27 protein-coding genes and 1 tRNA gene are annotated in these 26,758 nt (G+C 68.8%); 17 read left to right on the top strand and 11 right to left on the bottom strand.

Annotated features, from left to right (window positions below; translation table 11 throughout):
- The first annotated feature begins 59 nt into the window (after positions 1 to 59).
- From P2H44_RS18570 to xrtD, 4 genes are all read left to right on the top strand, one after another.
- Positions 60 to 752 carry a TetR/AcrR family transcriptional regulator gene (locus tag P2H44_RS18570; protein WP_275765748.1) on the top strand — a complete coding sequence of 231 codons (693 nt, stop codon included), beginning with the start codon at positions 60 to 62 and terminating at the stop codon, positions 750 to 752.
- Between the two features lie 113 nt (positions 753 to 865).
- A complete protein-coding gene (locus P2H44_RS18565; protein WP_275765745.1) occupies positions 866 to 1,627 on the top strand; it encodes an SDR family oxidoreductase in 762 nt (253 codons plus the stop codon).
- Between the two features lie 412 nt (positions 1,628 to 2,039).
- On the top strand, positions 2,040 to 3,818 hold the full coding sequence (locus P2H44_RS18560; protein WP_275765742.1) for an ABC transporter ATP-binding protein: 1,779 nt from the start codon (positions 2,040 to 2,042) through the stop codon (positions 3,816 to 3,818).
- Between the two features lie 176 nt (positions 3,819 to 3,994).
- Positions 3,995 to 5,593 (top strand): VPLPA-CTERM-specific exosortase XrtD, encoded by a 1,599-nt coding sequence (gene xrtD, locus P2H44_RS18555; protein ID WP_275765739.1) that lies wholly within the window; start codon positions 3,995 to 3,997, stop codon positions 5,591 to 5,593.
- Between the two features lie 94 nt (positions 5,594 to 5,687).
- Here the strand turns inward: xrtD and P2H44_RS18550 are convergent, their stop codons facing one another.
- Positions 5,688 to 6,293 carry a YceI family protein gene (locus tag P2H44_RS18550; protein WP_275765736.1) on the bottom strand — a complete coding sequence of 202 codons (606 nt, stop codon included), beginning with the start codon at positions 6,291 to 6,293 and terminating at the stop codon, positions 5,688 to 5,690.
- Positions 6,294 to 6,420: 127 nt separating this feature from the next.
- Between P2H44_RS18550 and P2H44_RS18545 the strand changes: the two genes are divergently transcribed.
- Together P2H44_RS18545 and P2H44_RS18540 are read left to right on the top strand one after the other, a co-directional pair.
- Positions 6,421 to 6,894, top strand: a complete 474-nt coding sequence (locus P2H44_RS18545) for a YaiI/YqxD family protein (RefSeq protein ID WP_275765733.1) — start codon at positions 6,421 to 6,423, stop codon at positions 6,892 to 6,894.
- 88 nt (positions 6,895 to 6,982) lie between these two features.
- On the top strand, positions 6,983 to 8,152 hold the full coding sequence (locus P2H44_RS18540; protein WP_275765732.1) for a DSD1 family PLP-dependent enzyme: 1,170 nt from the start codon (positions 6,983 to 6,985) through the stop codon (positions 8,150 to 8,152).
- Positions 8,153 to 8,228: 76 nt separating this feature from the next.
- Here the strand turns inward: P2H44_RS18540 and P2H44_RS18535 are convergent, their stop codons facing one another.
- The 3 genes from P2H44_RS18535 to P2H44_RS18525 are packed head-to-tail and all read right to left on the bottom strand — an operon-like array spanning position 8,229 to position 10,792.
- Positions 8,229 to 9,476, bottom strand: a complete 1,248-nt coding sequence (locus P2H44_RS18535; protein ID WP_275765730.1) for a vWA domain-containing protein — start codon at positions 9,474 to 9,476, stop codon at positions 8,229 to 8,231.
- The gene (locus P2H44_RS18530) at positions 9,477 to 9,863 is read right to left on the bottom strand and encodes a VOC family protein (RefSeq protein ID WP_275765728.1); all 387 of its coding nucleotides are present in this window, start codon (positions 9,861 to 9,863) and stop codon (positions 9,477 to 9,479) included.
- A gap of 14 nt (positions 9,864 to 9,877) precedes the next feature.
- Positions 9,878 to 10,792, bottom strand: a complete 915-nt coding sequence (locus P2H44_RS18525; RefSeq protein WP_275765726.1) for an AAA family ATPase — start codon at positions 10,790 to 10,792, stop codon at positions 9,878 to 9,880.
- Between the two features lie 206 nt (positions 10,793 to 10,998).
- Between P2H44_RS18525 and P2H44_RS18520 the strand changes: the two genes are divergently transcribed.
- The 3 genes from P2H44_RS18520 to P2H44_RS18510 all read left to right on the top strand — a co-directional run bounded on the left by P2H44_RS18520 (position 10,999) and on the right by P2H44_RS18510 (position 12,354).
- Positions 10,999 to 11,316 carry a hypothetical protein gene (locus P2H44_RS18520; protein ID WP_275765724.1) on the top strand — a complete coding sequence of 106 codons (318 nt, stop codon included), beginning with the start codon at positions 10,999 to 11,001 and terminating at the stop codon, positions 11,314 to 11,316.
- A gap of 1 nt (position 11,317) precedes the next feature.
- Complete coding sequence (locus tag P2H44_RS18515) at positions 11,318 to 11,803, top strand: hypothetical protein (RefSeq protein WP_275765723.1); 486 nt, start codon at positions 11,318 to 11,320, stop codon at positions 11,801 to 11,803.
- 419 nt (positions 11,804 to 12,222) lie between these two features.
- Positions 12,223 to 12,354 (top strand): hypothetical protein, encoded by a 132-nt coding sequence (locus P2H44_RS18510; RefSeq protein ID WP_275765722.1) that lies wholly within the window; start codon positions 12,223 to 12,225, stop codon positions 12,352 to 12,354.
- Between the two features lie 334 nt (positions 12,355 to 12,688).
- Here P2H44_RS18510 and mgtE read toward each other — a convergent pair whose 3' ends face one another.
- Positions 12,689 to 14,266: a magnesium transporter gene (gene mgtE / locus P2H44_RS18505; RefSeq protein WP_275765720.1), complete on the bottom strand. Its 1,578-nt coding sequence runs from the start codon at positions 14,264 to 14,266 to the stop codon at positions 12,689 to 12,691.
- Between the two features lie 214 nt (positions 14,267 to 14,480).
- Here mgtE and P2H44_RS18500 point away from each other — a divergent pair, with 214 nt between their 5' ends.
- On the top strand, positions 14,481 to 15,905 hold the full coding sequence (locus tag P2H44_RS18500) for a tetratricopeptide repeat protein (RefSeq protein WP_275765718.1): 1,425 nt from the start codon (positions 14,481 to 14,483) through the stop codon (positions 15,903 to 15,905).
- Entirely contained in the window at positions 15,902 to 16,318 is a 417-nt protein-coding gene (locus P2H44_RS18495; protein WP_275765716.1) for a DUF6165 family protein, read from the top strand. The genes P2H44_RS18500 and P2H44_RS18495 overlap by 4 nt, the downstream gene beginning before the upstream one ends.
- Before the next feature lie 357 nt (positions 16,319 to 16,675).
- Here the strand turns inward: P2H44_RS18495 and P2H44_RS18490 are convergent, their stop codons facing one another.
- Together P2H44_RS18490 and ctaD are read right to left on the bottom strand one after the other, a co-directional pair.
- Positions 16,676 to 17,218 carry a DUF2244 domain-containing protein gene (locus P2H44_RS18490; RefSeq protein WP_275765714.1) on the bottom strand — a complete coding sequence of 181 codons (543 nt, stop codon included), beginning with the start codon at positions 17,216 to 17,218 and terminating at the stop codon, positions 16,676 to 16,678.
- A gap of 14 nt (positions 17,219 to 17,232) precedes the next feature.
- Positions 17,233 to 18,876: a cytochrome c oxidase subunit I gene (gene ctaD, locus P2H44_RS18485; protein ID WP_275765712.1), complete on the bottom strand. Its 1,644-nt coding sequence runs from the start codon at positions 18,874 to 18,876 to the stop codon at positions 17,233 to 17,235.
- A 504-nt stretch (positions 18,877 to 19,380) separates the two neighbouring features.
- Here ctaD and P2H44_RS18480 point away from each other — a divergent pair.
- Entirely contained in the window at positions 19,381 to 19,782 is a 402-nt protein-coding gene (locus P2H44_RS18480; protein ID WP_275765710.1) for a hypothetical protein, read from the top strand.
- Between the two features lie 20 nt (positions 19,783 to 19,802).
- Here P2H44_RS18480 and lipB read toward each other — a convergent pair whose 3' ends face one another.
- Positions 19,803 to 20,459: a lipoyl(octanoyl) transferase LipB gene (gene lipB, locus P2H44_RS18475; RefSeq protein WP_275765709.1), complete on the bottom strand. Its 657-nt coding sequence runs from the start codon at positions 20,457 to 20,459 to the stop codon at positions 19,803 to 19,805.
- A gap of 534 nt (positions 20,460 to 20,993) precedes the next feature.
- Between lipB and P2H44_RS18470 the strand changes: the two genes are divergently transcribed.
- The 5 genes from P2H44_RS18470 (at position 20,994) to P2H44_RS18450 (ending at position 24,608) form a co-directional block, all read left to right on the top strand.
- Positions 20,994 to 21,080: transfer RNA gene (locus tag P2H44_RS18470), tRNA-Leu, on the top strand.
- An 89-nt stretch (positions 21,081 to 21,169) separates the two neighbouring features.
- A complete protein-coding gene (locus P2H44_RS18465; protein WP_275765708.1) occupies positions 21,170 to 22,381 on the top strand; it encodes a tyrosine-type recombinase/integrase in 1,212 nt (403 codons plus the stop codon).
- Positions 22,382 to 22,654: 273 nt separating this feature from the next.
- The gene (locus P2H44_RS18460; RefSeq protein ID WP_275765707.1) at positions 22,655 to 23,137 is read left to right on the top strand and encodes a hypothetical protein; all 483 of its coding nucleotides are present in this window, start codon (positions 22,655 to 22,657) and stop codon (positions 23,135 to 23,137) included.
- A gap of 4 nt (positions 23,138 to 23,141) precedes the next feature.
- Positions 23,142 to 23,867, top strand: coding sequence for a dCTP deaminase domain-containing protein (locus tag P2H44_RS18455; protein ID WP_275765706.1), 726 nt, complete (start codon positions 23,142 to 23,144; stop codon positions 23,865 to 23,867).
- 285 nt (positions 23,868 to 24,152) lie between these two features.
- A complete protein-coding gene (locus P2H44_RS18450; RefSeq protein WP_275765704.1) occupies positions 24,153 to 24,608 on the top strand; it encodes a uracil-DNA glycosylase in 456 nt (151 codons plus the stop codon).
- Between the two features lie 8 nt (positions 24,609 to 24,616).
- Here P2H44_RS18450 and P2H44_RS18445 read toward each other — a convergent pair whose 3' ends face one another.
- From P2H44_RS18445 to P2H44_RS18435, 3 genes are read right to left on the bottom strand one after another with little or no spacing between them, the layout of a single operon-like run.
- On the bottom strand, positions 24,617 to 25,288 hold the full coding sequence (locus P2H44_RS18445) for an Nmad2 family putative nucleotide modification protein (RefSeq protein WP_275765702.1): 672 nt from the start codon (positions 25,286 to 25,288) through the stop codon (positions 24,617 to 24,619).
- A complete protein-coding gene (locus tag P2H44_RS18440) occupies positions 25,282 to 25,770 on the bottom strand; it encodes a TIR domain-containing protein (RefSeq protein WP_275765701.1) in 489 nt (162 codons plus the stop codon). The genes P2H44_RS18445 and P2H44_RS18440 overlap by 7 nt, the downstream gene beginning before the upstream one ends.
- Positions 25,771 to 25,778: 8 nt before the next feature.
- Positions 25,779 to 26,273 carry a hypothetical protein gene (locus tag P2H44_RS18435; protein WP_275765699.1) on the bottom strand — a complete coding sequence of 165 codons (495 nt, stop codon included), beginning with the start codon at positions 26,271 to 26,273 and terminating at the stop codon, positions 25,779 to 25,781.
- Positions 26,274 to 26,758 lie beyond the last annotated feature (485 nt).

The raw sequence follows: 26,758 nt of genomic DNA, 5'->3' as shown, positions 1-26,758 counted from the left end.
GCGGCAATGCTCTGTTCGACGCGATGTCTACCGACGGCAAGGTATAGGGGAGACCACCGATGCAGCCCAGCCGCGAGCCGTATTCCCGGCCTTGCCGTGCGCCCGCCGACGGCGTCGCCTCCGGCGGCGAACCCGAGGAGGACACGGCCGCCCGCGGGGCGCGCAAGAAGGCCTCGATCCGCCGCGAGGAGATCATCGCGATCGCCGCGGACATCTTCGCGACAAAGGGCTACGACGGCGCCTCGCTGCGCGACATAGCCGAACGCGCCGGCCTGACCAAGGCCGCCCTCTACTATCACTTCCCCGACAAGGAGCAGATCTTCGAGATCGTGGTCATGTCGCGGATGGACGCGCTGATCGCCGACGTGGGCGAGCATGTGGCCGCCGCCGGCGACGACCCGATCAAGCGGATCGAGGCCTTCGTCGAGGCCTCGGCCACCCGCATCGACAGCGACCGCACCGGCTGGATCTCGTCCTCGAACACCTTCTGGAGCTTCGAGAACGCCCAGAACCGGGTGAGGATCGTGGCCCAGCGCGACGCCTACGAGAAGATCCTGCGCGACGCGATCAAGGACGGCATGGCCAAGGGCGTGCTGCGCGAGCGCGACGCGGGCCTGGTCTCGCGCCTGATTCTCGCGGGCCTGTCGAACCTGCCGCGCTGGCACAAGGCCGACGGCCCGCTGAGCGCGCAGGAGGTCGGGCGCCAGTACGTCGACTTCGTGCTCAACGGCCTGAAGGTCGAGCGGGACTGAGATCCCCGCGCCCCCCGGCCGCGGGGGACGCGCCGCCATCCGAGCCCGGCGCGAGGGCGCCCCGCGGGGCGCGCGCGCGTCCCCCCCTGCTCTCCAGTTCCGAGGCGCATGCCATGTCCGAGCTCACCGGAAAATCCGTCCTGATCACCGGCGCGAGCCGCGGCATCGGGGCCGCGGCGGCGGCGGAGCTCGCCGCCCGCGGCGCCCGCGTGGCGCTGGCCGCGCGCGACCACGCCGCCTGCGAGGCGGGGGCCGAGGCGATCCGCGCCGCCGGCGGCGAGGCCATCGCCTTCTCCTGCGACGTGACCGAGTGGTCCGACGTCTCGGCGGTGGTGGCCGCGACGCGGGAGGCCTTCGGCGGCCTCGACGCGATGGTCAACAACGCCGGCGTGATCGAGCCCATCGCCCGGCTGAGCGACTCCGACCCCGAGGGCTGGGCCAAGGCCTTCGGGATCAACGCGCTGGGCGTCTACCACGGGCTGCGCGCGGCGCTGCCGGTGATGGAGGCGCAGGGCGCGGGCGTGATCGTCAACGTCTCCTCCGGCGCGGCCTACAACCCGCTGGAGGGGTGGAGCCACTACTGCTCGGCCAAGGCGGCGGCGCTGATGCTGACCCGCTCGGCGCATCTCGAGAGCGCCGACAAGGGCGTGCGCGTGGTGGGGCTGAGCCCCGGCACGGTCGCCACCGACATGCAGCGCGTGATCGGCAAGAGCGGGATCAACCCGGTCAGCAAGCTGAGCTGGGACGACCACATCCCCGCCGACTGGCCCGCCAAGGCCATCGCCTTCCTGCTGACCGAGGCCGCGCGGGAGTTCGACGGGACCGACTTCCAGCTCCGCGACCCCGAGAACCGCGCCCGCCTCGGCCTCGGCTGAGACCCCGCGGTCGGACCGGAGGCGCCGCGGCAGGCCGCGCGCCCGGCCCGGCCCGCCCGCCCGCGGCGCGCGGCGGATGCGGCGCCCGGGCCCGGCGTCTCCCGCCGGGTCGCGCGGCGCGGACCCTCCGGCCGAGGGGCGGGTCGCGGCGTCTTCCCTGAACCGTCCATCAGCGCGCCGATGACGGCCGCCGCCGCGGAGGCATCCGGTGCGTGGGGCTGGAAGGTGCCGGGCGGCGCCTGCGGCGGCGGGTCCGCGCGGGCGGGGGCCGCGGGACTGGCGGGGGGCGGCGCGGGCGCCTATCCTCGCGCCGCAGCCCGCCCGGCGCGCGGGCGCCCTGCCCGCCCTGCCCGCGCCCCCCGCGCGCCACACCGCTCCCGGAGCCTTCGAGATCGACGTCATCCGCAAACTGATGGACCTGCTCGACGCGCGGGAGCGGCGGATCTTCTGGGTCGTGCTGGGGCTCTCGATCCTGGCGGGCTTCGCGAACATGGTGGGCGTCGCCTCGGTGATCCCGTTCCTGGCGGTGCTCGCCTCGCCCGAGGCGGCGGACCCTTCGGGAGGGCTGGGGCGGATCGCGCAGGCGCTGGGGCTGGGCGAGGCGCGCCCCTCCCTCCTCGCGCTCGGGGCGCTGGTGGCGGTCTGCTACGCGCTCGCCATCGCGGTGCGGGTCGCGACCGTCTACGTGCTGCGCCGCTTCTGCGCGATGCGGGTGCACACGATCGGCGTGAAGCTGCTGGGCCGCCAGCTGCGCCAGCCCTACCCGTGGTTCCTGGGCCGCCACAGCGCCGACCTGGTGAAGAGCACGCTCGCCGAGGTGGAATACATGGTCCACGGGGTGCTGACCCCGGTGCTGGAGGCGATGTCGAACGCCTGCATCGCGCTGGCCATGCTGGCGCTGATGCTGCTGGTCAGCCCCACGGCGGCGGCGATCATGTTCGCAGTGGTGGGGGGCGGCTACGCGCTGGTCTACCTGGCCCTGCGCCCGCGGATCCGGCGCATCGGCCAGGCGCGCCTGGCGAGCATCAACGCCCGCTTCCGCATCGCGCAGGAGAGCCTGTCCGGCATCAAGGAAGTGAAGACGCTCGGCCTCGAGGAGGCGGTTCTGCGCCGCTACGCCGAGCCCTCGCTGCGCGGCGCGCGGGCGACGGCGGACGAGGTGGTGCTCGCCCAGACCCCCCGGCACGTGCTGGAGGGGGTGGCGGTGGTCGGCATGATCGCGGTGATCCTGGCGCTGACCGCGGGGACCGACGGCTCTTCGGCCGGCTACGCCTCGATCCTGCCCACGGCGGGGGTCTATGCGCTGGCGGGCGCCCGGCTCGCGCCCTCGATGCAGGCGATCTACGGGGGGCTGAGCTCGATCCGCGCCCGCCGCCCCTCGCTCGACGCGATCCATGCCGAGCTGATGGAGCCGGGTCCTGATCCGCTGCAGGCCGCCCCGATCCCCCCGCTGTCGCGCACGCTGGAGCTGCGGGACCTGCGCTTCGCCTATCCCGGCGCCGACCGGCCGGCGCTGGAGGGGCTGGACCTGACCGTCGCCGCGGGGACGCGGGTAGGGATCGTGGGGGGCACCGGGGCGGGCAAGACCACGGCGATGGACCTGATCCTGGGGCTGCTCGCGCCCGACGCGGGCGAGATCCTGGTCGACGGCCGCCCCCTGCGCGACGCGGCCGAGCGGCGGGGCTGGCGGCGGACGCTGGGCTACGTGCCCCAGCACATCTTCCTGACCGACGCCTCGGTCGCCGAGAACATCGCCTTCGGCGACCCCGAGGGCCGCATCGACCGCGCCGCCGTCGAGCGCGCCGCCCGCCTCGCCGCCCTGCACGACTTCGTGACCGCCGAGCTGCCCCAGGGCTACGACACGCTGGTGGGCGACCGCGGCGTGCGCCTCTCGGGCGGGCAGCGCCAGCGGGTGGGGATCGCCCGCGCGCTCTACCGCGACCCGTCGCTCCTGATCCTGGACGAGGCGACCTCGGCCCTCGACACCGTCACCGAGCGGCAGGTGATGGAGGGGATCGAGGCCGCCGGGCGGGGCCGCACGGTGATCACCGTCGCCCACCGCCTGACCACGGTGCGCGGCTGCGACGAGATCTTCCTGCTCGAGCACGGCCGCGTCGCCGCGCGGGGGGACTTCGAGACGCTGCTCGCGACCTCGCCGCTGTTTCGCGAGATGGCGCGCGACATCGCCTGAGGGCGGGAGGCGGAGCGCGCCCTCCTGACGCGGCGGTCTCGGGGATGTGAACCGCGACGAAACCCGTCATGACGGGGGGCGCGGTTCATGTTATCGAACGGGAGAACCTTTCAATATAATGATCTCGCAGCCCTCGGCCCTGCGGTCGCGGCGCGGACAACTTGAACGTGGTGGGGATGAGCAAGGCGATCGCTGGCGGCTGGAGCGCCACCTGGAACCCATTCGGCGTCTTCTGGCTGGCCATCGCGGTGGTCGGGGCGGCGCTGTTCTTCCTGCCCGGCCTGGTGACGCTGGGCGAGGCCTGGCAGCTGGCCGAGTACAGCCACGGGCCGCTGATCCCGCTGCTGTCCTCGTTCCTGCTGCTGCGCCAGCTGAAGGAGGTTCCGGTCCATACAGGCCCCATCGACGACCGCTGGCCGGGCGTGACGGTGGTGGTGCTGTCGCTGCTGCTGGGCCTGCTGGGCCTGCTGAGCCATATCGGCGACGTCTCGGCCTACGCGATGATCGTGTGGATCTACGGCATGCTGCTGGTCAGCTTCGGCTGGAAGCGCGGCAAGCAGCTGTGGCCGCCGGTGCTGCACCTGACCTTCATGCTGCCGCTGCCGGGGGTGATCTACTACAAGGCCACCACCACGCTGCAGTTCATCTCCTCGGACGTGGGCGTCTGGGCGCTGCAGATGATGGGCACGCCGGTGTTCCTCGACGGGAACATCATCGACCTGGGCATCTACAAGCTGCACGTGGCCGAGGCCTGCTCGGGCCTGCGCTACCTGTTCCCGATCATGTCCTTCTCCTACATCTTCGCGGTGCTCTACCGCGGGCCGACCTGGCACAAGGCGGTGCTGCTGCTGTCCGCCGTTCCGATCGCGGTGCTGATGAACTCGTTCCGCATCGCGCTGGTCGGCCTGCTGGTGAACGCCTGGGGGATCGAGCAGGCCGAGGGCTTCGGCCACCTGATGGAGGGCTGGGTCGTCTTCCTGGGCTGCATCGCGATCCTGTTCACGCTGGCCGCGGTCATGCTGCGCCTGCAGCCCGCCCCCCGCATGACCCTGACCGAGGCGCTGGATCTCGACCTCAACGGGATCATGCCCGAGCTCGCCCGCGTGCGCTTCACCCGCCCCTCTCCGGCGATGATCGCGGCCGCCACGCTCTGCGCCGGCCTCGCCGCCGCCTGGTGGCTGAGCCCCCCGCGGGAGCTGCCGCCGATCGACCGCCAGCCCTATTCGCGCATGCCCGCCGAGATCGGGGACTGGTCCGTGGTCAGCCGCCAGCCGCGCCTGAGCGACCAGATCGAGCGGGTGCTGGGCGCCGACGACTACATCGGCCTGAACTTCGCCAAGGCCGACGCCCCCGCGCCGATCGAGCTGTTCTCGGCCTGGTATCACGACCAGACCAAGGGCGGCATCCACTCGCCCGAGATCTGCCTGCCCGGCGGCGGGTGGGAGATGCACTCGATCCGCACCGTCGACCTGGGGCCGCGGCTGGGCCTCGCGCCCGGGTTCGACGTGAACCGGGCGGTGATCATCAAGGGCGGCTCGAAGCTGCTGGTCTACTACTGGTTCGACCAGTCCGGGCGGCGCATCGCCTCGGACTACATGGCCAAGGCCATGCTGCTGGTGAACGGCATCGTCGAGGGGCGGACCGACGGCGCGCTGGTGCGCCTGACCACCCCCATCCGCCCCGACGAGAGCGAGGCGCAGGCCGAGGCGCGCCTGCTCGATTTCCTGAAGCCCGCCGTCGACGTGCTGCCGCCGTTCCTCGACGGCCGCGCCTGACCTCGCAGCCCCCCGAACCTTCCGAAGGCCGCGTCCCCCGCGGCCTTCGTCGTTTCCGGGCGGCGACGCCGTCGCGCCCGGGACGGCCGCGCGTTCAGTCCGCCCGCGCCGCGGTCACCGTGGCGTGGATCGTGACCGCCGCGTCGACCATCGCCTCCCCCGGCGCGCCGACCTTCCAGTCGGTGCGGATCAGCTCCGCCGAGACCTCCGCCCGCGCCACGTCGCCCTCGGTGACGATGGCGACCGAGAGGTCGAGGGGCCGGCTCTGCCCCTTCAGGGTCAGGTCGCCGTGAACGGTCCAGGCGCCGGGCGCGTCGCGCTGGAAGCCCTCGCCCTCGAAGATCGCCTCGGGGTGGGCGGCGGCGGCCAGCCACTGCGGCTCCGCCGCGGCGCCGGTGGCCATCCCGTCGGGAAAGGAAAGGCTGGCGACGTCCACCACCACCCGCACCCGGCAGGCGTCGGGGGTCTCGGGGTCGAAGGCGATCTCGGCCGACCAGGTCGCGAAGGCGCCCGCCATGCGCTTGCCGCCCACGTCGATCACCACCTCCAGCCGGCTGGCCTCGGGGTCGACGGTCCAGTCGCCGGCTGCGGCCGGCGGCGCGGGCGCCAGCCAGGCGGCCGCGAGGAGCGCGAGGCCCTGCGCCGCCCGAAGGCCCCTCGACCGGGGCCGGCGCGTCGCGCGGCTCGGGATCCTGCCCATGCGTGTCTCCGCCCGGGGGATCCGGGAGATCCGCACGATGGCGCCGGGCGCCGCGCGGCGCCAGTCCGCCCCGCCGGATCGTGATCGGGCTTCCCATGCGGCGGCGGGCGGCCTAATCCTGCGCCCCATGACCGAGCCCGCCGCCCCCGCCCGAACCGAGATCTACGTCGACGCCGACGCCTGCCCCGTGCGCGACGAGACCCTGCGCGTCGCCGCCCGCCACAAGCTGCGGGTGCACCTCGTCTCCGACGGCGGCATCCGGCCCAGCCAGGACCCGATGGTGAACGTGGTCTTCGTCACCGGCGGCGCCGACGCCGCCGACGACTGGATCGCCGAGCATATCGGGCCGCGCGACGTCTGCGTGACGAACGACATCCCCCTCGCCTCCCGCTGCCTCGAGGCCGGCGCCCGGGCGATCCGGCCCAACGGGCGGCCCTTCGACCAGGCCTCGATCGGCATGGCGCTGGCCCAGCGGGAGCTGATGAGCACCCTGCGCGAGACCGGGGCGTTCACCGGCGGGCCGCGGCCGTTCTCGAAGGCCGACCGCTCGGCCTTCCTCAACCAGCTCGAGACCTCGGTGCGCGCGGCGCTGCGGCGCTGACGCCCCGTCGCCCCGCGTCCGGTCTTGCGGGGGCGGCGAGGGCGGCCCATCCTCGCCCCGACCGCCACGCCGACCGGGAGCCCCGCCCATGCCCTCCGACCCGCTGCCCGGCCTCGAGCCGGGGCTCGAGCCCGGCTACGACGTCCCCGCCCTGCCGGGCATGAGCCTCGAGGAGATCGAGACGCCCGCCCTGGTCCTCGACCTCGACCTGGCCGAGGCGAACATCGCCCTGATGGCCGAACGCGCCGCCGCCGCCGGCGTGGCCCTGCGGCCCCACGCCAAGTCCCACCGCTCGGCCGAGATCGCGCGGATGCAGATCGAGGCCGGCGCCGTGGGCGTCTGCTGCCAGAAGGTGGCCGAGGCCGAGGCGATGGTGCGCGGCGGCGTGCCCGACGTGCTGCTGACCAACGACCTGGTGGATCCGCGCAAGATGGCCCGCGCCGCGCGCCTGGCGCGGACCGCCCGGCTGACGGTCATCTGCGACGACCCCGCCATGGTCCCCGCCTGGAGCCGGGCCGCCGAGGACGCGGGCGTCGAGCTGCCGATGCTGGTCGAGATCGACGCGGGCTCCGCCGCCTGCGGCATCGACCCCGGGGCCCCCGCCGCGGCGCTGGCCCAGGCCGTCGACGCCGCCCCGGGCCTGCGCTTTGCGGGCCTGCAGTCCTATTGCGGCGTCGCCCAGCACATCCGCAGCCCGTCCGAGCGGCGGGCGAAGATCTCGGCCGCGGCGGAGCGGGTGCGCCTGACCCTCGACCATCTCGAGCGCGAGGGCCTCGACTGCCCCTGGGTCACCGGCGGCGGCACCGGGAGCTGGGAGTTCGAGGCCGCCGGCCCCTGGACCGAGGTCCAGTGCGGCAGCTACGTCTTCATGGACGCCGACTACCAGCGCGACACGGCCGCCCCGGGCCAGGCGCTGGGCGAGTTCGCCAACGCGCTCTTCGTGCTGACCACGGTGATGTCGAAGGCGCGCAAGGGCACGGCGATGTGCGACGCCGGCCTGAAGGTGCAGACGATGGAGAGCGGCCCGCCCCGCATCCTGCTGCCCGATCCCGGCAACACGGGGCTCGAGGTCCTCGGCTGCTCGGACGAGCATGCGAAGATCGCCGACCCCGACGACCTGCTGAAGCTGGGCGACCGCCTGCGGATGACGCCCGGCCACTGCGACCCGACGGTGAACCTGCACGACTGGCTTGTCGGCCTGCGCGGCGAGACGGTCGAGCGGCTGATCCGCGTCTCCGCGCGGGGCCGGTCGCTGTAATTCGCGTCGGTCCGTAGGGCGCATTTCAATGCGCCGTTGCGCCCCCTCCCGTAGCGGAGGCGCATCGACATGCCCCCTACTCGACGAGCCGCATCAGGCGGTCCTTCTCGCCGTGGTCGTCGGGGCGGGCGAGCGCGTCGGCCAGCGCCTCGAGGCTGTCGATGTTGTGGGCGGCGCGGAAGCTGTCCACGTGCGGCAGCAGCGCCTTCACCCCGCCGGCGCGCGGCGCGAACCCGTCCCAGCGCAGCAGCGGGTTCAGCCAGATCAGCTTGCGCGAGCTGAGGTGCAGGCGCTCGGCCTCCGCCGCCAGGCGCGTGGGGTCGTCGCGGTCGAGCCCGTCGGTGATCAGGATCACCACCGCGCCCTGCCCCAGCACCCGGCGCGACCAGTCGCGGTTGAAGGTCTTGAGGCACTCGCCGATGCGGGTGCCCCCCTCCCAGTCCTGCGCCTCGCGCCCGCAGGCGGCGAGCGCGGCGTCGGCGTCGCGCTGCATCAGGTGGCGGGTGACGTTGGTCAGGCGGGTGCCGAAGGTGAAGGCGTGGACCTTGGCCCAGCCCGCGCCCTTCTCGTTCGCCGCCGCATGCAGGAAGTGCAGCAGCATCCGGCTGTAGGCGCTCATCGAGCCGGAGATGTCGCACAGCGCCACCAGGTTCGGCCAGCGCACCGCCTGCGCCTTGGTGCGGAAGGCCGAGACGTCGCCCCCCTGGCGCATCGCGGAGCGCATCGTCGCCCGCCAGTCCGGCCGCTTGCCCGAAACCGAGGGCCGCGTGCGGCGGGAGGCGATGGGCTTCACCGGCAGGGTCAGGCGGGCGATGGCGCGCTTCGCCGCCGCCTGCTCGGCGTTGGTCATCTGCTCGAAATCGGTCTGCTTGAGCTTCTCGTCGGCCGAGAAGGTGAGGGTCGCGTCGAACTCGATCTCCTCGCCCTCCTCCTCCTCCGCGGCGGGCGGCGGGGGGGCGGCGTCGTCCAGCAGCGCCTCGGCCGCGCGGCGCTCGGCGTCCTTGGGGGCGGGGGGCGTCTCCATGCTCTGCAACAGGGGCGAGAGCATCTTCATCATCTTTTCCAGGAACTCCGGATCCCGCCAGAACAGGCGGAAGATCTGGGCGAAGACCTGGCGATGCTCAGGGCGCGAGACGAAGCAGGCGTGCAGGGTCCAGTAGAAGTCGGTCTTGTCCGAGAAGCCCGCCGCCTCGACCGCGCGGATCGCGTCCGTCACCCGGCCGGGCCCGACGGGCAGGCCCGCCTTGCGCAGCGCCCGGGCGAAATGGACGATGTTGTCGGCCAGCTTGCCGTCCTGCGGGATCTCGAGCGGGGCGAACTCCATTCAGGGCGCCTCGGCGTAGTTGGAGACCTCGATCAGGTTGCCGTCCGGGTCGTTGAAGTAGACCGACAGGAAGGGCCCCCGGGCGCCGGTCTTCTGCACCGGCCCCTCGACCACGGCGATCTTCTCGACATGCAGGCGGGCGATCACCTCGGCCAGCGGCGTCTCGGTCAGCAGGCAGACGTCGCCCGAGCCGATGCAGGCGTGGTTGCGCACCTCCTGCCCCAGGGTCTGGAGGTTGATCTTCTGCGAGCCGACCTGCAGCGCCCGCCGACCGCCCGCGAAGGTCACGGCCTCGAGCCCCAGGGCGCGGGCGTAGAAGGCGACCGCCGCGTCGATGTCGCGGACGGTCAGGACCAGGTGGTCGATCCCGGTGACGATGCCGGTCATGACGCAGCCCTCCCTCAGGCCGCGGGCATCGAGTTGCGCGCGGCGTCGAGGATGCGGCGCGCCTCCGAGCCCTGCATCTTGGCGATGTCGTCCTGGTATTTCAGGATCGCGCCCAGGGTGTCGGCGATCACCTGCGGGCTCAGCGCCACGGCGTCGAGCGCCACCAGGCAGCGGGCCCAGTCGATCGCCTCGGCCACGCCCGGCTTCTTGAACAGGTCCTCGCGGCGGAGCTGCTGGACGAAGGCCACCACCTCGCGGCTCAGCTGCTCCTGCGCCTCGGGGGCCTTGGCGGCCAGGATCTCCATCTCCCGCTCGAAGTTGGGATAGTCGACCCAGTGATAGAGGCAGCGGCGCTTGAGCGCGTCATGCACCTCGCGCGTGCGGTTGGAGGTGAGGATCACGATCGGCGGTTCCTCGGCCTTGATCGAGCCGATCTCGGGGATCGTCACCTGGAAGTCCGACAGCGCCTCCAGCAGGAAGGCCTCGAAGGGCTCGTCCGTGCGGTCGATCTCGTCGATCAGCAGCACCGGGGCGCCGCCGGGCTGGGGGCGCATCGCCTCCAGCAGCGGACGCTCGATGAGGAAGTCGTCGGAGAAGAGCTCGCGGGTCAGCGCCTCGCGGTCCTCCGCCCCCACCGCCTCGGCCGAGCGGATGGCGACCATCTGCGCGGCGAAGTTCCACTCGTAGACCGCGGAGGAGGCGTCGAGGCCTTCGTAGCACTGCAGCCGGATCAGCCGGCGGCCGAGCGCGAGGGCCAGCGCCTTGGCGATCTCGGTCTTGCCCACGCCCGCCTCTCCCTCGAGGAAAAGCGGCCGGCCAAGCTTCAGCGACAGGAAAACGACTGTGGCGAGATCGCGGCCGCAGACATAGCCGACGCGCCCGAGAATTTCCGCGGCTTCGTCTATGTTTGCGGGAAGTCCTTGCGACATGGTCTCAGCCTCCGATCGGGGCGTTTTCTGGGTCATTTGGGGAACGCCCTTGGCTGGGCTGAGGGTCGGTCCTAGCTCGCTGAACAAGACAGCCCGGCATGGGAAGAGGTCAACCCCTCCTTTCCGGGCATGCCGTCGGCCTGGGCCGGGTCATCCCGACGCAGGCGCGTGACGACGGCGAAGACGCTGACGACAGGAGGACGGCCATGCTCAGCCCGCGCACGATCCCCAACCTGCTGTCCGGCGCGACCCTCGCGTCGGCGATCCTGGCCGCAACGGCCGCATCTGCGGACGCCGGTGCGCTGGACTGGCCGCAGGCGGACGCGACCGCCTCGATCGTCAGCTTCGGCGGAGACGCGGTCTCCGCCGACCCGGTGACGCCGGAAGGGGGCGGCGAACTCGAGCCCTCGCCCTTCAGCGGCACGCCCGCGTCGGACGACGCGATGCTGCCGTACGCGTCGCAGATCAACCCGGAGCCGTCGGACGCCTACGCCGCCGAGTTCCGCAACAAGGAGGGTTCCTGACATGGCCCGCAACAGCAACAAGACCCGCACCGCCGCCCGCCGTCCCCGCAGCGCGTCCTTCGCGATGCTGGCGATGACCGTCGGCGCGGTGTCGCTGGCCCCGGCGCTGGCCCCGATCTCGGCCGCGGCGCAGACGACCGACGACGCCAAGACCGTCACCACCGTGACCGACGGCGTCACCAAGGACCATGTCACCGTCGACTTCGCCGACTCCACCTTCATGGAGGAGCGCGCGATCTCCCAGATCGTGCAGGAGGTCTATGGACCGGGCGCCGAGATGTCGAGCGGCTCGGGCCCCTCCGAGGCGGTGCAGCAGGCGCTGGACGTGGGCGAGCCCCTGCCCCCGGAGGCCAACGCCAAGCCCGTGGAGATGAAGCTCGCCAGCCGCCTGCCCGCGGGCCCCACCTGGATGGCCGTGGGCGAGAATCTGGTCGCGGTGGATGCCGACGGCCGCGTGAGCCGCGTGTACCACGACATGCTTCCCTGACATCCCCCCCGATGGGGAGCATGAAGTGTATGCGTGGGAGGGTCCGGTCGAAAGGCCGGGCCCTTTCCATTTCGGGCGTGTGTGCGACGCGCGTCGGTCTGGTTGGAGCCCAGAGCCGACTTTCGCTGCGTCATCGCCATGCAGCGCCGCTGTCCGTCGAACCCGACGATCGACACAGGCGATTGGTCCGCTGGCGGACGCCTGGGCGACCCATGCGGCCGCTCTTTAAAGTTCGAATGCCCTACCTTGCGGGACCAAGTACGGACGCATATCTTTTCTAAGCGAAATGTGCCTGCATGTGGCACTTTGCGTATCTCACCGAAGTCATCGCCCTGACGCCGATCAGGCAACCCTGATTTTCCTGAGGAAAAGTCGGCCTGGCATGTCGCCGGCGCGATTCTGCAAACTTTGAGGACGTGATGGCCAAAGGCAACAACAAGCGCGGAAACAAGGAAGCGAAGAAGCCGAAGCAGGAGAAACCCAAGGTTCTTGCGACGGCCAATTCCGGCGTGCCGAAGCCCCTCTCGCTGGGCGCAAAGAAAGCCAAGTAATTCGGCAAGCGGGCGGATGAGAAGCGTTCGCCCGCTCCGATCAATACACTCCAATGAAGAAGTCGATCTGGAAGAGTTGTCGCTGTTGCTGAAGCGGCAGCGACGCAACCGTGCAAGACGCGCCGACCCCGCTGCGGTACGGCGGACTTCACGCCCATCCTCGCCCCCGACTCGTCGCAAACGGCCCGAACCTACCGTTCGGCGGCCGCCGGACGAAGATCCGCTTCGTCCGCACAACGGACCGAGTCGGTTCGCGGACATGCGCTTCCATTTCAGGCGCCCCCGCAGGGCGCCTTTCGATGCGCCGCGCCGGCCCCCGCCGGCCGACCGCCCCCTAGATCAGCACCATCCCCGCCAGCCCCAGGAAGCTGAAGAAGCCCACCACGTCGGTGACCGTGGTGACGAAGGTGCCCGAGGCGAGCGCGGGGTCCGCGCCCGCCCGGTCGAGCGCGATGGGGATCAGGATGCCCGCCAGGCCCGCGGCGATCAGGTTGATCACCATCGCCGCCCCGATCACGGCGGCGAGCTTGTAGTCGCCGTACCAGAGGATCTCGACCACCGCGACGAGCACGGCGAAGATCACCCCGTTGGCGAAGCCCACCACCGCTTCACGAGTCACCAGCCGGCGCATGTTGGCCGGCGTCAGGTCGCGGGTGGCGAGCGCGCGCACCGCCACCGCCAGCGTCTGCGTCGCCGCGTTGCCGCCCATGGAGGCCACGATGGGCATCAGCACCGCCAGCGCCACGATCTGCTGGATCGTCGCGTCGAACTGGCTGATCACCAGCGAGGCGAGGATCGCGGTCCCGAGGTTCACCGCCAGCCAAGGGAAGCGCAGCTTGGTGATCTCCCACACCTTGTCCGACAGCGACTCGTCGCCGACGCCCGACAGGCGCTTGAGGTCCTCTTCCGCCTCCTCGTCCAGCGCCTCCATGGCGTCTTCCATCAGGATCACGCCGACCAGCCGCCCCGCGTCGTCCACCACCGGGGCCGAGGCCATGTGATACTGGTTGAAGCCGTAGGCGACGTCGGCCTGCGGCTCCTCGACCTCGATGGTCTCCATCCGGTCGCGCTTGAGGTCGACCAGCGCCTTGTCGCGGCCCGAGCCCATGATCCGGCTCAGCGGCACCAGCGCCACCGGCTTCAGCGCCGGGTCCACCAGCACCACGTCGTGGAAGGCGTCGGGCAGGTCGTCGTGGGCGCGCATGTGGTCGATCATCTGGCCCACGGTCCAGTGCGGGGGCGCGGCCACGAAGTCCCGGCGCATCATGCGGCCGGCGGTGTATTCGGGGTAGTTCAGCGCCTGCTCGACCGCGGTCCGGTCGACGGGCTCCAGCGCCTCGAGGACGTTCTGCTGCTGGTCCTCGTCCAGGTCCTCGATCAGGTAGACGACGTCGTCGGCGTCCAGCTCGCGGGCGGCGCGGGCCAGGTGCTCTGGGTCCATCGCCGCGAGCACGTCGTCGCGCACGTCGTCGTCGAGCTCGGACAGCACCTCGGGGTCGAGGTCGGCGCCCAGCACCTGGACGACCGCCTCGCGCATCTCGTGGCCGAGCTGCTCGAGAAGGTCGGCGAGGTCGGCGGCGTGGAGGTCTTCGACCAGCCGCTTCAGGGCGTGGACGTCGCGCTCGGCCGCGGCGGCCGCGGCGCGGGCGGGCAGCGAGGGGTCGAGCGACCACTCGTCCTCCCAGCTCTCGGCTTCGGGCTCGGGCTCCGGCTCTTCCTCGCGCGCGGCTTCCGCCTCGGGCCGGGGCTCGGACTGTGGGGCCGCGCCGTCGTCCGTCGCGGCCTCGGCCGGCGTCTGCTGCCGGGGACCGTCGCCGGAGGCGTCGACCGCGTCGGTCCCGCTCGCCTCGGGCCCCGCCTCTCGCGGATCGTCCTCGGCGTCGGGTTTGCGGTCGTTTCCGGCGTCGGTCATGGGCGGTCCTCTCGGCGGCGGGAGGGCTGGGACCCGCCCTTCTAGCGCGCGCGGACAGGCATTTGAAGCGCGCGCCTGGACGCGCGGCGCGCCATTCCGACAGGTGGCGACGGCGGGCTCCGGTCCGCCCGGCGGTGTTGACACGCGCGGGCCGGGCCGGCGTCATGGGCCGCGCAAGGCCGGCCCGCCGCGACGGTCGGCGGAGGGAGAGCCAATGGCGCAGAGCACCGGTCAGGCCCAGGAGGCCGCCCCGCCCCCGGGCGCCGCCCCGGCGCCGCGCACGCTGGGGGAGCTGCGGGCGCTGGGAATCGACCGCCAGCGCGCCGGCGATCTCGACGCCGCCTTCGCCGCCTACCGCGCCTACCTGCGCCAGCGCCCGCGGGATTCGGGGATCTGGACCAACCTCGGCGCCCTGCTGCGCCGGCGGGGGGAGCACCAGGCCGCCGCCGCCTGCCAGCGCCGCGCCCAGGCGCTGGCGCCCGGGGACGCCGCGATCCTCAACAACCTGGGCAACGCGCTCCAGGACGCCGACCTGCTGGAGGAGGCGCTGGAGATCCGCCGCGAGGTGCTGGCCCGCCGCCCCGGGGACGCCGACGCCCACGCCATGCTCGCCGTCACCCTGCGCGCGCTGGGCCGCTTCGAGGAGGCGCGGGACACGGCCGAGGCCGGCCTCGCCCTGCATCCCGCCGACGGCGAGCTGCGCGTGCAGCGCGCCATGGCGCTGCTCGCCGCCGGCGACTACGCCCGCGGCTTCGACGCCTTCGAGGCCCGCTGGGAGATCGGCGAGATCGCCAAGGGCGAGAACCCCGAGCCCGAATGGGCCGGCGAGCCGCTGGAGGGCCGGCGCATCCTGGTCCTGCCCGAGCAGGGCTTCGGCGACACCCTCCTGATGAGCCGCTTCCTTCCCGCCCTGAAGGCGCGGGGCGGGACCGTGATCCTCGCGGTGAAGCCGCCCCTCCGGCGCCTGCTCCAGGGGGTCGAGGGCGTGGACGAGCTGGCGGAGATCGGCGGCCCCCGCCCGCCGGCCGATTTCGTCACCTACATGATGGCCCTGCCCCGCTTCCTGGGCTGCGACGCCGCCGCCCTGCCCCCCTCGCCCCGGCTGCGGCCGCCGGGCGACTCCCGCTCGCGCGCGCGCAAGCTGCTGCAGCCGTTCGAGGGGATGCTGAAGGTGGGCGTGTGCTGGTCGGGCTCGGTCACCTACAAGGCCAATTTCAAGCGCAGCTTCGGGCCGGAGCGGTTCCTGCCGCTGGCCCGCATTCCCGGCGTGCAGCTGGTCAGCCTCTACAAGGGCCCGCTGCTGGAGGGGTTCCGCCGCTCCGCCGCCTCCGCCCTGATCCTCGACGCGGCGGGGGACGAGCGGGATTTCGCCGACACGGCCGCCACCCTGCGGGAGCTGGACCTGGTGATCACCATGGACACCGCCGTCGCCCATCTCGCCGGCGCGTTGGGCCGGCCGGTGTGGAACCTGCTCGCCTACTCGCCGTTCTGGCTCTACGGCCACGCGGGGGAGACGACGCCCTGGCATCCCTCGATGCGCCTGATCCGCCAGCCGCGCCCGGGCGACTGGGACGCCGTGCTGGAGGAGGCCGCCGCGCGTCTCGCCGACCTCGCCGCCGCGCGGGGGGCCCGGCCGTGAGCGCTCCGATCCATGGCCGCGGCGAGATCGGCGTGCAGGTCGAGATCTCGCCCGGCGAGCTGATCGACAAGATCACCATCCTCGAGATCAAGTGCGAGCGGATCGCCGACCCGTCGCGCCGCTTCAACGTGACGACCGAGCTGGCGCTGCTGGTGGCCGCGCGCGACGCCGCCCTGCCCGCGCCGGCGGAGCTCGACGAACTCACCGACGCCCTGCGCGAGGTGAACGCCGACCTGTGGTCGATCGAGGACGACCTGCGCGCCTGCGAGGCGCAGGGCGAGTTCGGCCCCGGCTTCGTGGCGCTGGCCCGCTCGGTCTACCGGCTCAACGACCGCCGCGCCGCCCTGAAGCGCGAGATCAACCTCCTCCTCGGCTCCCGCCTGATGGAGGAGAAGTCCCACCCCCTCTACTGACGCGCGCCGCCCTCCGCCCCAGGCGCCCGTGCTCCGCCCCAGGCGCGCCCTGCGCGACGCCTACAGGCCCGCGCGAAGCGCCTGTTCTTCGGAGCCGTCCGTCGCTGATGCCGAAAAGAGCGAGTCGCCCGCCGGGGTCAGGGATCGCGAAGCGACCCCCGAAGGGGGCTTGTCCTTGACCCCGGCGGGCGACTCGCTCAGGCATCTTCAGCGACGGACGGCTGCGAAGGACAGGCGCGGCCGTGTTCTTTGGTGAGCTCCCGAAGCGGCCTTCCGGGCGCGACACGCGTCGCGCCCCCGCGCAGCGGCCAGCCGACGAGCCCCGCCTCGGAGGCCCCCCTCGCCGCCGCCCGTGCGCTACCCCGTCGCCCCGCGCGCCCGGGCGAAGGCGGTCTCGAGCTGGTCGGCCAGCTCCACCCGCTCCTCCGGGCTCAGGAAGGCCCCCAGCTCGATCTCGCGGCCGTTTCCGCGCAGGGTCAGGTAGTTCTCGGGCCGCCCGTGGGGGTGCAGCGTCAGGCGCACCCAGTGGGGGTTGGCCTGCCAGCGGCGCACGCGGCCGTCGGGCTCGTGGCGCTCCACCGCCACCAGGTCCGGCCACAGGCGCAGCTCCTCGTGCAGGGAGAGGTCGCGGGCGTTGCGGCGCAGGAACCAGCCCAGCGCCGCCAGCGCCGCGACCACGAAGGGCAGCAGCCCCAGTGCGGCGCGGCTTCCGGCGAGCGGGATCATCGGCAGCGACAGCATCGCCGCCGTCCCCCCCATCACCAGCCCGTAGCCGCGCCGGCCCAGCGAGCGGTGGGGCCACAGCGTGACCTGGTAGATCGGCGCGTCGGAACGGCCGACGGCCGGAGGTTCCCCCCCGGCCGTCTCGTTTCGCGTCGCCTTCGGCGCGTTCGTCTCCACGATTGATCCTTGGATCAGTGGTGGGGCTGCTTGTCCCACATGTCGGGGGTCGGCAGCGTCTCGAACGTGTGGGCCGGCGGCGGGTTGGGCAGCGTCCACTCGAGGGTGTCGGCATGCTCGCCCCAGTAGGACTTCTCGGTGACCTTCTCGCCCTTCGTGACCGTCACCCAGACGATGTAGAAGAACAGCAGGAACGAGAGGCCCGAGATGAAGGCGCCGATCGACGAGACCTGGTTCCAGAGCTCGAACTGCTCGGGATAGTCGATGTAGCGGCGCGGCATGCCCTGACGGCCCAGGAAGTGCTGGGGGAAGAAGGTCAAGTTGGCGCCGATGAACATCATCCAGAAGTGGATCTTGCCCAGGGTCTCGGGGTACTGGCGGCCGGTCATCTTGCCGATCCAGTAGTAGACGCCGGCGAAGATGCAGAACACCGCGCCCAGCGACATCACGTAGTGGAAGTGGGCGACCACGTAGTAGGTGTCGTGGTAGGCGCGGTCGACGCCGGCCTGAGACAGCACCACGCCGGTCACGCCGCCGACGGTGAACAGGAAGATGAAGCCGAGCGCCCACAGCATGGGCGTCTTGAAGCTGATCGACCCGCCCCACATCGTCGCGATCCACGAGAAGATCTTGATGCCCGTGGGGACCGCGATGACCATCGTGGCCAGCATGAAGTAGGCCTGCTGGGTGTGGGACATGCCCACGGTGTACATGTGGTGCGCCCACACGACGAAGCCCAGGATGCCGATGCCGACCATCGCGTAGACCATGCCCAGGTAGCCGAAGACCGGCTTCTTGGAGAAGGTCGAGATCACGTGGCTGACGATGCCGAAGCCCGGCACGATGATCATGTAGACCTCGGGGTGGCCGAAGAACCACAGCAGGTGCTGGTAGAGCACCGGGTCCCCGCCGCCGGCCGGATCGAAGAAGGTCGTGCCGAAGTTGCGGTCGGTCAGCAGCATCGTGATGGCGCCGGCCAGGACGGGCAGCGACAGCAGGATCAGGAAGGCGGTCACGAAGATCGACCAGGCGAACAGCGGCGTCTTGTGCAGGGTCATGCCCGGCGCGCGCATGTTCAGGAAGGTCGTGATCATGTTGATCGCGCCCAGGATCGACGAGGCGCCCGACACGTGGACCGCGAAGATCGCGAGGTCCATCGAGTAGCCGGCCTCACGCGTCGACAGGGGCGCGTAGAGCACCCAGCCCACGCCCGATCCGAGCTGCTGGTCGCCGCCCGGCGACACCACCGAGAGCACCGCCAGCGTCGAGCCGGCCGCGTACATCCAGTAGCTGAGGTTGTTCATCCGCGGGAACGCCATGTCCGGCGCGCCGATCATCAGCGGCATGAAGTAGTTGCCGAAGCCGCCGAACAGCGCCGGAATGACCACGAAGAACATCATGAGGATGCCGTGGGCCGTGATCATCACGTTCCACAGATGGCCGTTCGGCGTGACGCCGTCCTCCATCAGCATGTACTGCACGCCCGGATGCATCAGCTCCAGGCGCATGTACATGGTGAAGGCCACCGAGATCAGTCCGAGCACCGCCGAGGTGATCAGATACAGGATCCCGATGTCCTTGTGGTTGGTCGAGAGGAACCACCGGGTGAAGAACCCCGGGTGGTGGTCGTCATGCGCGTGGGCCGCCGCATCCGCCATGTCTGCACTCCTGCCGCAAGCCGGAACGGCGCCTGCCCGACGCCGATCCCGGTCCGGGGCTCCCTCGCCCCGGGGAATGTCTCGTTTGCGGGACCGTCGCGTTCCGGTCGGGCCCCGCATCGGTCGATACGACGAATGCAGCCCGCCGGATCAACCTCGTCCCCCTGAAGAGGTCCCCCCGCCCGCGATGCGGACGCAGGGACGTCTCGAAGTCTGCGCGGACCATACCGATTTCGCCGGCGACGTCCACGCGACCGTTTCGCCCGCACCGATTTTCACCCCCCGCGGGGCCGGGATCGTCGCGGCGCCCCGGCGACTCGGCCCCGAATCCGGGGCGGCCGCCGGCCGAATCCCTTTGCCGGGACGCGGTTTGGCCCTCGTATTCAACACGCCGCAGGTGTCATTTCAACCCGGGACGCCGCCCGGCAGGGGCCCAAGGGGCGACTCGCCGGGCCGCCCGCGGCGCGGTAGCGTCCGGCATTCCGACCGAAAGGGAGTTCGACCATGCCTCGCCTCGCCACCCGCCTCCGCCGCCCGGCCGCCGGCCTCGGCGCCTTCGCGCTGGGCCTCGCCTTCGCCGGCGCCGCCCAGGCCGCCGAGATCACCCGCACCCTCGAAGCCGACGACGAGACCGAGCTGCTGACGGTCTACGCCGTCGATTCGAGCTGCGCCCCCGCCGCGCTGCCCAGCGTGACCGCCTCGCCCTCGCCCCGCCTCGGCCGGCTGAAGATGCAGGCGGGCATGGGAACCGCCTCCGAGGGCGCCTGCGCGGGCCGTGAGGTCGAGACTCTGACCGTGGTCTATTCCGCGCAGAGCGAGAAGGGCGTGGACCTGTTCACTCTCACCGTCTCGGGCGCCGCCTCGGGCGATGGCGCGCATGACGTGGCGATCACCGTGCATCGCTGAGCGGGGCGCGCGGCCCGGCCTCATCCGGCCGGGCCGAACACCTCCTCGAACGCCTCGCGCAGGGCCATGTCGAGCTCGGGCATCGACACGATCAGCCCCAGGTCGGCCAGCGAGGTCACCCCGTAGCCGGCGATCCCGCAGGGCACGATCCCCGAGAAATGCTCCAGCTCCGGCTCGAGGTTGATCGAGACGCCGTGGAAGCTGACCCAGCCGCGCAGGCGCAGGCCGATGGCGGCGATCTTGTCCTCGGCCGGCGCGCCGTCGGGACCGGGCGCCTTCTCCGGGCGCGCCACCCAGACGCCGACGCGGCCCGGGCGACGCTCCCCCGTCACGCCGAAGGCGGCGAGGGTTCGAATCACCCACTCCTCGAGCCGTCCCACGAACACCCGCAGGTCGCGGCCGCGGCGGTTGAGGTCGAGCATCGCGTAGGCCACCCGCTGCCCGGGGCCGTGATAGGTGTATTCGCCCCCGCGCCGCGCCTGGAAGACGGGGAAGCGGTCGGGATCCAGCAGGTCCTCGGGCCGGGCCGAGGTGCCGGCGGTGTAGAGGGGCGGATGCTCCAGCAGCCAGACGAGCTCGTCCGCGCGGCCCTCGCGGATGGCGGCGACGCGCGCCTCCATCTCCTCCAGCGCCACGGGATAGGGGACGAGCCCCTCGCTGATGCGCCACTCCGGCATGGCGGCTCCCTGCCCGCGCGGCCGCCTGCGGGCCGCGGGCGGTGTATCGCTCCGCCCGGCCCCTGCGGCAAGCGTTGCGTGGGCGCCACGCGCCGCCGGCCCGCGGAAAAAAGAAACGCCGCGCGGGGCATGCCCCCGTTCCGGACGCGATTCCATCACGCTGCTGTCACGCCCCGCGCTCCATCAAGGTCCCACGACGCGCGGACCGGCGTCGCCGCGGCGCTCCCCGAGCGCGCGGCACGGACCGGATCGCGCGGCGGACGAGATCCGAACAGGCGCCGCCGTCCCTTGGGGGATGCGGCAGGCGCCGGGGGGGACCGGGAGGCGTCGTGGGGGCGCCGGCCGGTCCGGGGGCTCCGGAACCGATGTGTGGGTCGGAACCGGAGCCCTCCAATCGTCCTCTCCTCCGCCGTCCGCGCCCGACCCTCTCCGAACTTTCTGCATCGCTTGACGCAAGGAACCTCGCCGCGGCGCGCGCAGGGGTCTTCACAAGCCTCTCGGCGGGTGCTAGAGGACGCGCCGCCTGATGAGGCCGCGGTCGTGGCGGAATTGGTAGACGCGCAGCGTTGAGGTCGCTGTGGGGTAACTCCCGTGGAAGTTCGAGTCTTCTCGACCGCACCATCAGGCAGGCTTAGTATGTTGAATGCTAAGTCTTATTTCGAGTTCTGCAGTCCCTACGCCTACACGCTGACTCCACAGCCGGGGCCGTCATGGGACTGCAGATCGACCTCCTCCACATCCGGATCGAACGCCGTTCGGGACATTTCGTCTATCGAAGGCGGATTCCTCAGACGGTGAGGCCGATTCTCGACGGGCGTCGGGAGTTCACCCGGGTGATCGGGAAGACCCAGGCCGAGGCTCTGGCGAATTACGCCGAGGTCCACGCCTTCGCCGAATCCCTGATCCGCGGTCACCGCCGTCTGCGCGCCCTACCGGATTTGCGCCCCTGTCAGGCTTTCGCGGCGGTCCCTCTGCCGCTGCCGCAGGAGACGTCTCCTCGAAAGCCTCCGGCTCCCTCGTCCCCGACGCTATGCGAGGCGTTCGAGTTCTACCTTGCGGAGCGGCGCAAGGATGACCCGACCGAGCGCCACCAGCAGGAACTGGCCATCGCCCGGGTCCGCACCATCGCCCTGAAAGTGTTGAAGGAGGATCGCCCGCTGACCGAGATCAAGCGGCAGGACGCCCGCGCCATCCGCGACCACATGCTGGGCACCGGCGTGAAGCCGATCACGGTGAAGCGCCGCCTCTCCGACCTCTCCGCGGTGTTCCGCCTGATGGCGCTGGAACACGACCTCGACCCGCGCTCGCCGTTCTCCGGACTATCGATGCCGCAGGACGAAGAGGGTCTCAGCCGCCGCCAGCTTCGCCTACCCCTCCCCAAGGAGGTGATCGACGCGATGTATGCCCGCCTCGCGACCGCCCGCCGACCGGAACTCCTGCAGGTCTGGACTCTGCTCCACCACACCGGCGCGAGGCTGTCCGAGGTGGCGGGCCTTGAAGCCTCCGATCTTCGCCTCGACGACGACGTTCCCCACATGGTGATCGAGCCGAAGCCCTGGCGACGCCTGAAGAACGCCTGGAGCGAGCGAAGGGTGCCTCTGCTGGGCGACGGCCTCACGCTCGCCCGCACCCTGCCCCGCACCACCCGGTTGCTGTTCCCTCGCTATGCCGAGGGCCGCGGCCCCGACAGCCTGAGCCAGGCCCTGATGAAGCACCTCAAGGAGGAGCGGAAGAACAACCGCCAGACCGTCCACAGCCTGCGCCACAGCCTCAAGGACACCCTCCGCAACACCGGAGCCCCGCATGACCTCCAGAACGCCATCCTGGGCCACGAATTGAGCCGTGGGGTCGACGGGGCCTACGGCTCGGGCTTCACGCTGGAGAAGCTGCGGGATGCGCCGGAGCCAGCGCTCAGCGGCTAAGGACGCGGTTCTCGCTACGAAGCTCACGCAGGAACGAAGGCCGCGACAGCGTCGGTATGTAGCTGTGTGTCGCTCGCGGCCCGCAATGTCCTTCCGCAAATCCTCATCGGTCCCTTGACAGGGACGGCGCACCCGAAAGAGATGCGTTGGATACTGTGCAGTAGGAACCACGCCACGCTAAGCGCTTGAGCAAGTATCCCAAGTCACAAGAAGCGAATCCATTGCGGCTGATTTCGCCATCTCTGCCCGACGAACGCGCAAAAAGGGTGCACCATGCACAACAACAAAAACCTTATTGAATGGCAGCGCGACCAATATCAACACGACCTTCGATATCATTTTGATGTCATTTCGCTGCACAAAAATGATAGGCTAAAGCACTACGCCCTCCATTTTGCCAAGTATGTAGGCAGGATTGCGAGAGGGGATTGCGAAGAAAAAACGATTGAGCAAACTGTTACCGACGCAATTCTTATAACCTTAAGTGCCGCGAACTGCCTACACCAAGAACTAGCTCACACTCCGAGTGCGGAAAGGGCACCTCTCTTGTCAACTCTTGCAGATGCTTCCGGACGCTTCTGTGACTGCGCGGAAAAAATTGACCATCAAGAACCCTTTTTGGATGCCGCTCGGCGCGCGAACCAAGACATATTCAATCTTCTTATTGACTGGACCAACTCGGCCGACGTCAATATTTCGACACTGCTCGACCAGCGACGGCAGCAACTTAAACAACGCCAATTTTTCGTGAGGTAGCGGCGTGAGCTTCTGGGGCAGACAGCGCTGGCTGAGCGAAGGCGCAAAGGGCTACAGGAAGGGCCCAGTCTTCCCTTGGGATGAAGGTAGAGTTGAAGCCGCCGGATATAGACTATCCGTGGGATGCGAGTATTTTATAAATGGCAGCGGCTCCTCCACGTCTAATAAGCTTGACAGGGGGCGCTCTTTTGTCATTCAGCCCGGTCAGTTTGCCTACATTCTAACCGACGAGCGCGTATACATTTCAAAGTCAGCGATTGGCTTCATATCGATACGTGCATCCCTGAAGTTTCTCGGCCTCGTCAATGTTTCAGGATTCCAAGTTAATCCCGGATACTCCGGGAATCTCATATTTGCTGTATTCAACGCCGGACCCAAGCATATCAACATTCGTCACGGAGATGAAATTTTCTCAATCTGGATTGCCGATCTCGATGCGGAAGTTCCACACTCATTCACAGAAACGGGCAAGATTCCGAATGACTTGGATCATATTTCGAGCGACATAGTTAACGGCATCGCAGGGGAAGCCCTTACAGCCTACCAGCTAACAGAACGCATTTCGGAACTTCGAGACGAGTTGCAAAAAGTAAGAACCTACGCGATGACTGCGGCAGCAGTTCTCACGATTGTTGCTGGCATTGCGGGTGGCTACTACTTCCCGAAATACCAAACAGATACGTCTGCCCCGCCCAGCGCGCAGCAGCCTACAGCGGACGAGAGAGAGTAGCGCAATGGCACCAACACGCCCTCCTGGCGCAACGCGCAGACTAAGATCATGACTCGGATGAGAGAGATGGATTCAATTGACTCATTCATCTGCGCCATTGCGAATGTTCGCCTGCCCAACGTCTTCAATCCTTATTCTGACAGGTGCGAAGATTGCGACATGGCAGATGCGGCGAGCATTAGGCGAATGAACCTTAAGTCCGCCCTTGTCGCCGCCGTGACACTAAACGTGCGGACAGTTTGGATTGCTCGGGACCTCGGCTATAGGGGTGGAAGAAGGACGGGATTGGCTCTCACCGACGAGGCGCACCTATCTGACTACAGCGCGCTACTCGGCGGAGTCCCACTTCAGAAATCAACCCACGGCCCGGTGATGAGCGAACGCACATCAACGGTGATCTGGCGGATGGCAAGCCGCGTTGGCGAGCCTGTTTTTATGTGGAATGTCTTCCCACTTCATCCTCACGAGCAGGGCCGCCCGCTCACAAATAGGTGCCATACGGCGTCTGAACGAACCGCTCTTATGTGGGTATTGGACGCGGTAATGGAAATCATTGGGCCAGAGAGGATATATTCGATCGGGCGCGACGCCCAATATTGCCTCTCCTCAAGTGACCTGTCGCCAATTGCCCTCCGCCACCCCAGCTATGGGGGGCAAGCTGAATTTATCCGGCAAATCGAAGCCGAGTATAATCTCACCACCGACACTCAATCAAACAGCCAGCAACTCCCGCTACTTTGAGGGGTAGCCTATGATATTATCTTGTTCCCTTCTGCCGAATAGCGAGCGTCGCTGTTTCTAAAATCAAAGGGGTCGCCCAGTATCAACCGCCCCACGCCGCGCGTAGTATCGCGAAACCAATTTACGATTTCAGCCGCCTCTTGCCTAGAAAATTTCCTATGGCCAATGCGGTTCTCGTAACCCATCCCTTCGAGAATTTCCGCAGGCACCACTGGTGCCTCTCGACCAAAGTATACAAATTTCTTTGAAATGAGCACTTTGTTTGTCTTTGTATCTTTCCGGACATTTGATTCATTTGGCGTGCCATCCGGATAGCTATGATGAGAATTTGCCTGCTGCCAGCTAGCGGTTACGTCGGGTCGATAGTAGATATTGTCGCCCATCATCATTGCGCGACTACCATTTCGCACCGGCTTCTTGACCGCGTATTCGTCCGATAGCCAATACTCCTCAAATGTTAATGTTTGCGTAACCTTCATTCCAAAAATGCATCTGCCCGTTGCTTTAAGGCGGGAGCCGCCCATACCGAATACCCAGTCTCCAACGCTTGCAGTTGATCGCAGTCGATACATGCAACACGCCAAAGTGCAGGAGCCATGGAACGGGTTCGGCGCAAACCCGAAGTCACGGTCCACAACATACATATACACATGAGACTTGATCGCGGCTTCGGTCAGCATTGCGAAGTGCTCGCACCATGAATCGCCACCCGAAGTTTGCCATCCGGGTCTTCAAAACGATTTATTTCGCCCTCTACTGCTCCGACGATGCTATCGGGATGCCACTTCACCAATGCAGCGCCGTAGTCGTTCAACGCGTCCGGCACGTCCGCCTCAGAGCCGCCCCGAAGATACACCCCAACGATCCGCTTCCCCAGCCGATTTGCCTGCCGTATCTCCCAATCGACCCAGGGGCGTGCGTGTGTCTCCTTTCCGATGAGGACGACAACAGTGCCTGCCCAGTTCATCTTCATTCGGAGAATCCGCTTGATAGTTTCGTCCGAAACTCGCCCCTCCTCCATTCTTCGTTGGTTTGCCGGTTTCATTCGAACAGATGAGTTTCGCACGTCGTAAGATTTTGACTTCATAATCTTCGTGAACTTGTCGACATGCTCGTCATCATTATGATGATGGCTTATGAATACATGTTTCCGCTTTTCCATTTTCCACCTCACAGCCTAAGGAGTGAAACATTGGCAGTTCTCTCCCCAACGACACAGGCCCCATCGCCTTCCGCACTGGTTAAAATGATTACTGAAACTGCCCCCAGCGCTAGCAATATGGCAATGTAAAACCAGCACACAGACCACGACAGCGCAAGCCGGATCGCCGATGGAGTGTCCTTGAGAATTTCTCGAGCGTCGAGGCTGTAAGCTTCGATTTCGTCACTTTTTCGGACTCGGTCGTAGAGCGTCCTATATGCCTTTTCCAGCCGAAGATATTTCGCGTCCATGAACCAGAATATTGCCATTGGCACAATTGCTGCGACAGCATAGATCGAAGATGGGTTGTCTGCAGACGCCATGATTGCGACAGAAGCGCTGCCAAAAGTTGCAGAGAGCGCTTTCAGCGTAAAGGAATTTGAGCCCATGCGCGCTATGACACCTTGGATCATGGTGAGGTGAGCTATCCGAATGCTCTCCCGCTCGGCACTGCTGATAGTCACTTTCCGGCTCCTTTCGGCTTTCTGACCAGGCACACTCGCCGCAGCGAGCCAATTCCCACCGACTAGCTCAATTCGAATAGGAATTCGATGGAATGCCCTCACTGACAGCCATCATCAGCGCCTCAATCTTGTCGGGCGGAAGAAATACTGAGGAGTCATCTCGCCATGTCGTGAGCGCTGAGACCAGGAGATCGGGCTCGCAGAAGCCTCCCGCATGCAGTTGGTCGACCACCCACAGCACCCCGTGAACTCGAACGTCCCGGCTTGCTGCCACCTTCCGGAGGGTGCCGTCGCCAGTCAGAAGAACACCATCGGCATGGTGGGCGGTGGCGACCAGTGCGAAGCAGTCGTTCGCGGACAGGTGAACCGCTCCGGGTCTGCCGGAGGCCGATGTTCGTTAGCTACGCGGCCACATCGCGCGTTTCCAGCGCAGCGTGGAATGCGGCTTCGGCTTCTGCGGGCGGCACATTGCCTATGGGCTCGAG

The sequence above is a fragment of the Albimonas marina genome, from assembly GCF_029223255.1.
Taxonomy (GTDB): domain Bacteria; phylum Pseudomonadota; class Alphaproteobacteria; order Rhodobacterales; family Rhodobacteraceae; genus Albimonas.
Note: the sequence above shows the minus strand (reverse complement) of the source record. Positions and strands in the feature narration are given on the sequence as shown.

What these genes read in the sequence shown, in the direction of transcription:
- P2H44_RS18460 (WP_275765707.1), top strand. Translation starts at nt 22,655, where the DNA reads ATGCACAACAACAAAAACCTTATTGAATGGCAGCGCGACCAATATCAA.
- P2H44_RS18445 (WP_275765702.1), bottom strand. Translation starts at nt 25,288, where the DNA reads ATGCTGACCGAAGCCGCGATCAAGTCTCATGTGTATATGTATGTTGTG.
- P2H44_RS18515 (WP_275765723.1), top strand. Translation starts at nt 11,318, where the DNA reads ATGGCCCGCAACAGCAACAAGACCCGCACCGCCGCCCGCCGTCCCCGC.
- P2H44_RS18565 (WP_275765745.1), top strand. Translation starts at nt 866, where the DNA reads ATGTCCGAGCTCACCGGAAAATCCGTCCTGATCACCGGCGCGAGCCGC.
- P2H44_RS18480 (WP_275765710.1), top strand. Translation starts at nt 19,381, where the DNA reads ATGCCTCGCCTCGCCACCCGCCTCCGCCGCCCGGCCGCCGGCCTCGGC.
- P2H44_RS18440 (WP_275765701.1), bottom strand. Translation starts at nt 25,770, where the DNA reads ATGGAAAAGCGGAAACATGTATTCATAAGCCATCATCATAATGATGAC.
- P2H44_RS18540 (WP_275765732.1), top strand. Translation starts at nt 6,983, where the DNA reads ATGCCCTCCGACCCGCTGCCCGGCCTCGAGCCGGGGCTCGAGCCCGGC.
- P2H44_RS18530 (WP_275765728.1), bottom strand. Translation starts at nt 9,863, where the DNA reads ATGACCGGCATCGTCACCGGGATCGACCACCTGGTCCTGACCGTCCGC.
- P2H44_RS18570 (WP_275765748.1), top strand. Translation starts at nt 60, where the DNA reads ATGCAGCCCAGCCGCGAGCCGTATTCCCGGCCTTGCCGTGCGCCCGCC.
- P2H44_RS18550 (WP_275765736.1), bottom strand. Translation starts at nt 6,293, where the DNA reads ATGGGCAGGATCCCGAGCCGCGCGACGCGCCGGCCCCGGTCGAGGGGC.
- xrtD (WP_275765739.1), top strand. Translation starts at nt 3,995, where the DNA reads ATGAGCAAGGCGATCGCTGGCGGCTGGAGCGCCACCTGGAACCCATTC.
- P2H44_RS18510 (WP_275765722.1), top strand. Translation starts at nt 12,223, where the DNA reads ATGGCCAAAGGCAACAACAAGCGCGGAAACAAGGAAGCGAAGAAGCCG.
- P2H44_RS18535 (WP_275765730.1), bottom strand. Translation starts at nt 9,476, where the DNA reads ATGGAGTTCGCCCCGCTCGAGATCCCGCAGGACGGCAAGCTGGCCGAC.
- lipB (WP_275765709.1), bottom strand. Translation starts at nt 20,459, where the DNA reads ATGCCGGAGTGGCGCATCAGCGAGGGGCTCGTCCCCTATCCCGTGGCG.
- P2H44_RS18500 (WP_275765718.1), top strand. Translation starts at nt 14,481, where the DNA reads ATGGCGCAGAGCACCGGTCAGGCCCAGGAGGCCGCCCCGCCCCCGGGC.
- P2H44_RS18525 (WP_275765726.1), bottom strand. Translation starts at nt 10,792, where the DNA reads ATGTCGCAAGGACTTCCCGCAAACATAGACGAAGCCGCGGAAATTCTC.
- ctaD (WP_275765712.1), bottom strand. Translation starts at nt 18,876, where the DNA reads ATGGCGGATGCGGCGGCCCACGCGCATGACGACCACCACCCGGGGTTC.
- P2H44_RS18560 (WP_275765742.1), top strand. Translation starts at nt 2,040, where the DNA reads ATGGACCTGCTCGACGCGCGGGAGCGGCGGATCTTCTGGGTCGTGCTG.
- P2H44_RS18520 (WP_275765724.1), top strand. Translation starts at nt 10,999, where the DNA reads ATGCTCAGCCCGCGCACGATCCCCAACCTGCTGTCCGGCGCGACCCTC.
- mgtE (WP_275765720.1), bottom strand. Translation starts at nt 14,266, where the DNA reads ATGACCGACGCCGGAAACGACCGCAAACCCGACGCCGAGGACGATCCG.
- P2H44_RS18465 (WP_275765708.1), top strand. Translation starts at nt 21,170, where the DNA reads ATGGGACTGCAGATCGACCTCCTCCACATCCGGATCGAACGCCGTTCG.
- P2H44_RS18545 (WP_275765733.1), top strand. Translation starts at nt 6,421, where the DNA reads ATGACCGAGCCCGCCGCCCCCGCCCGAACCGAGATCTACGTCGACGCC.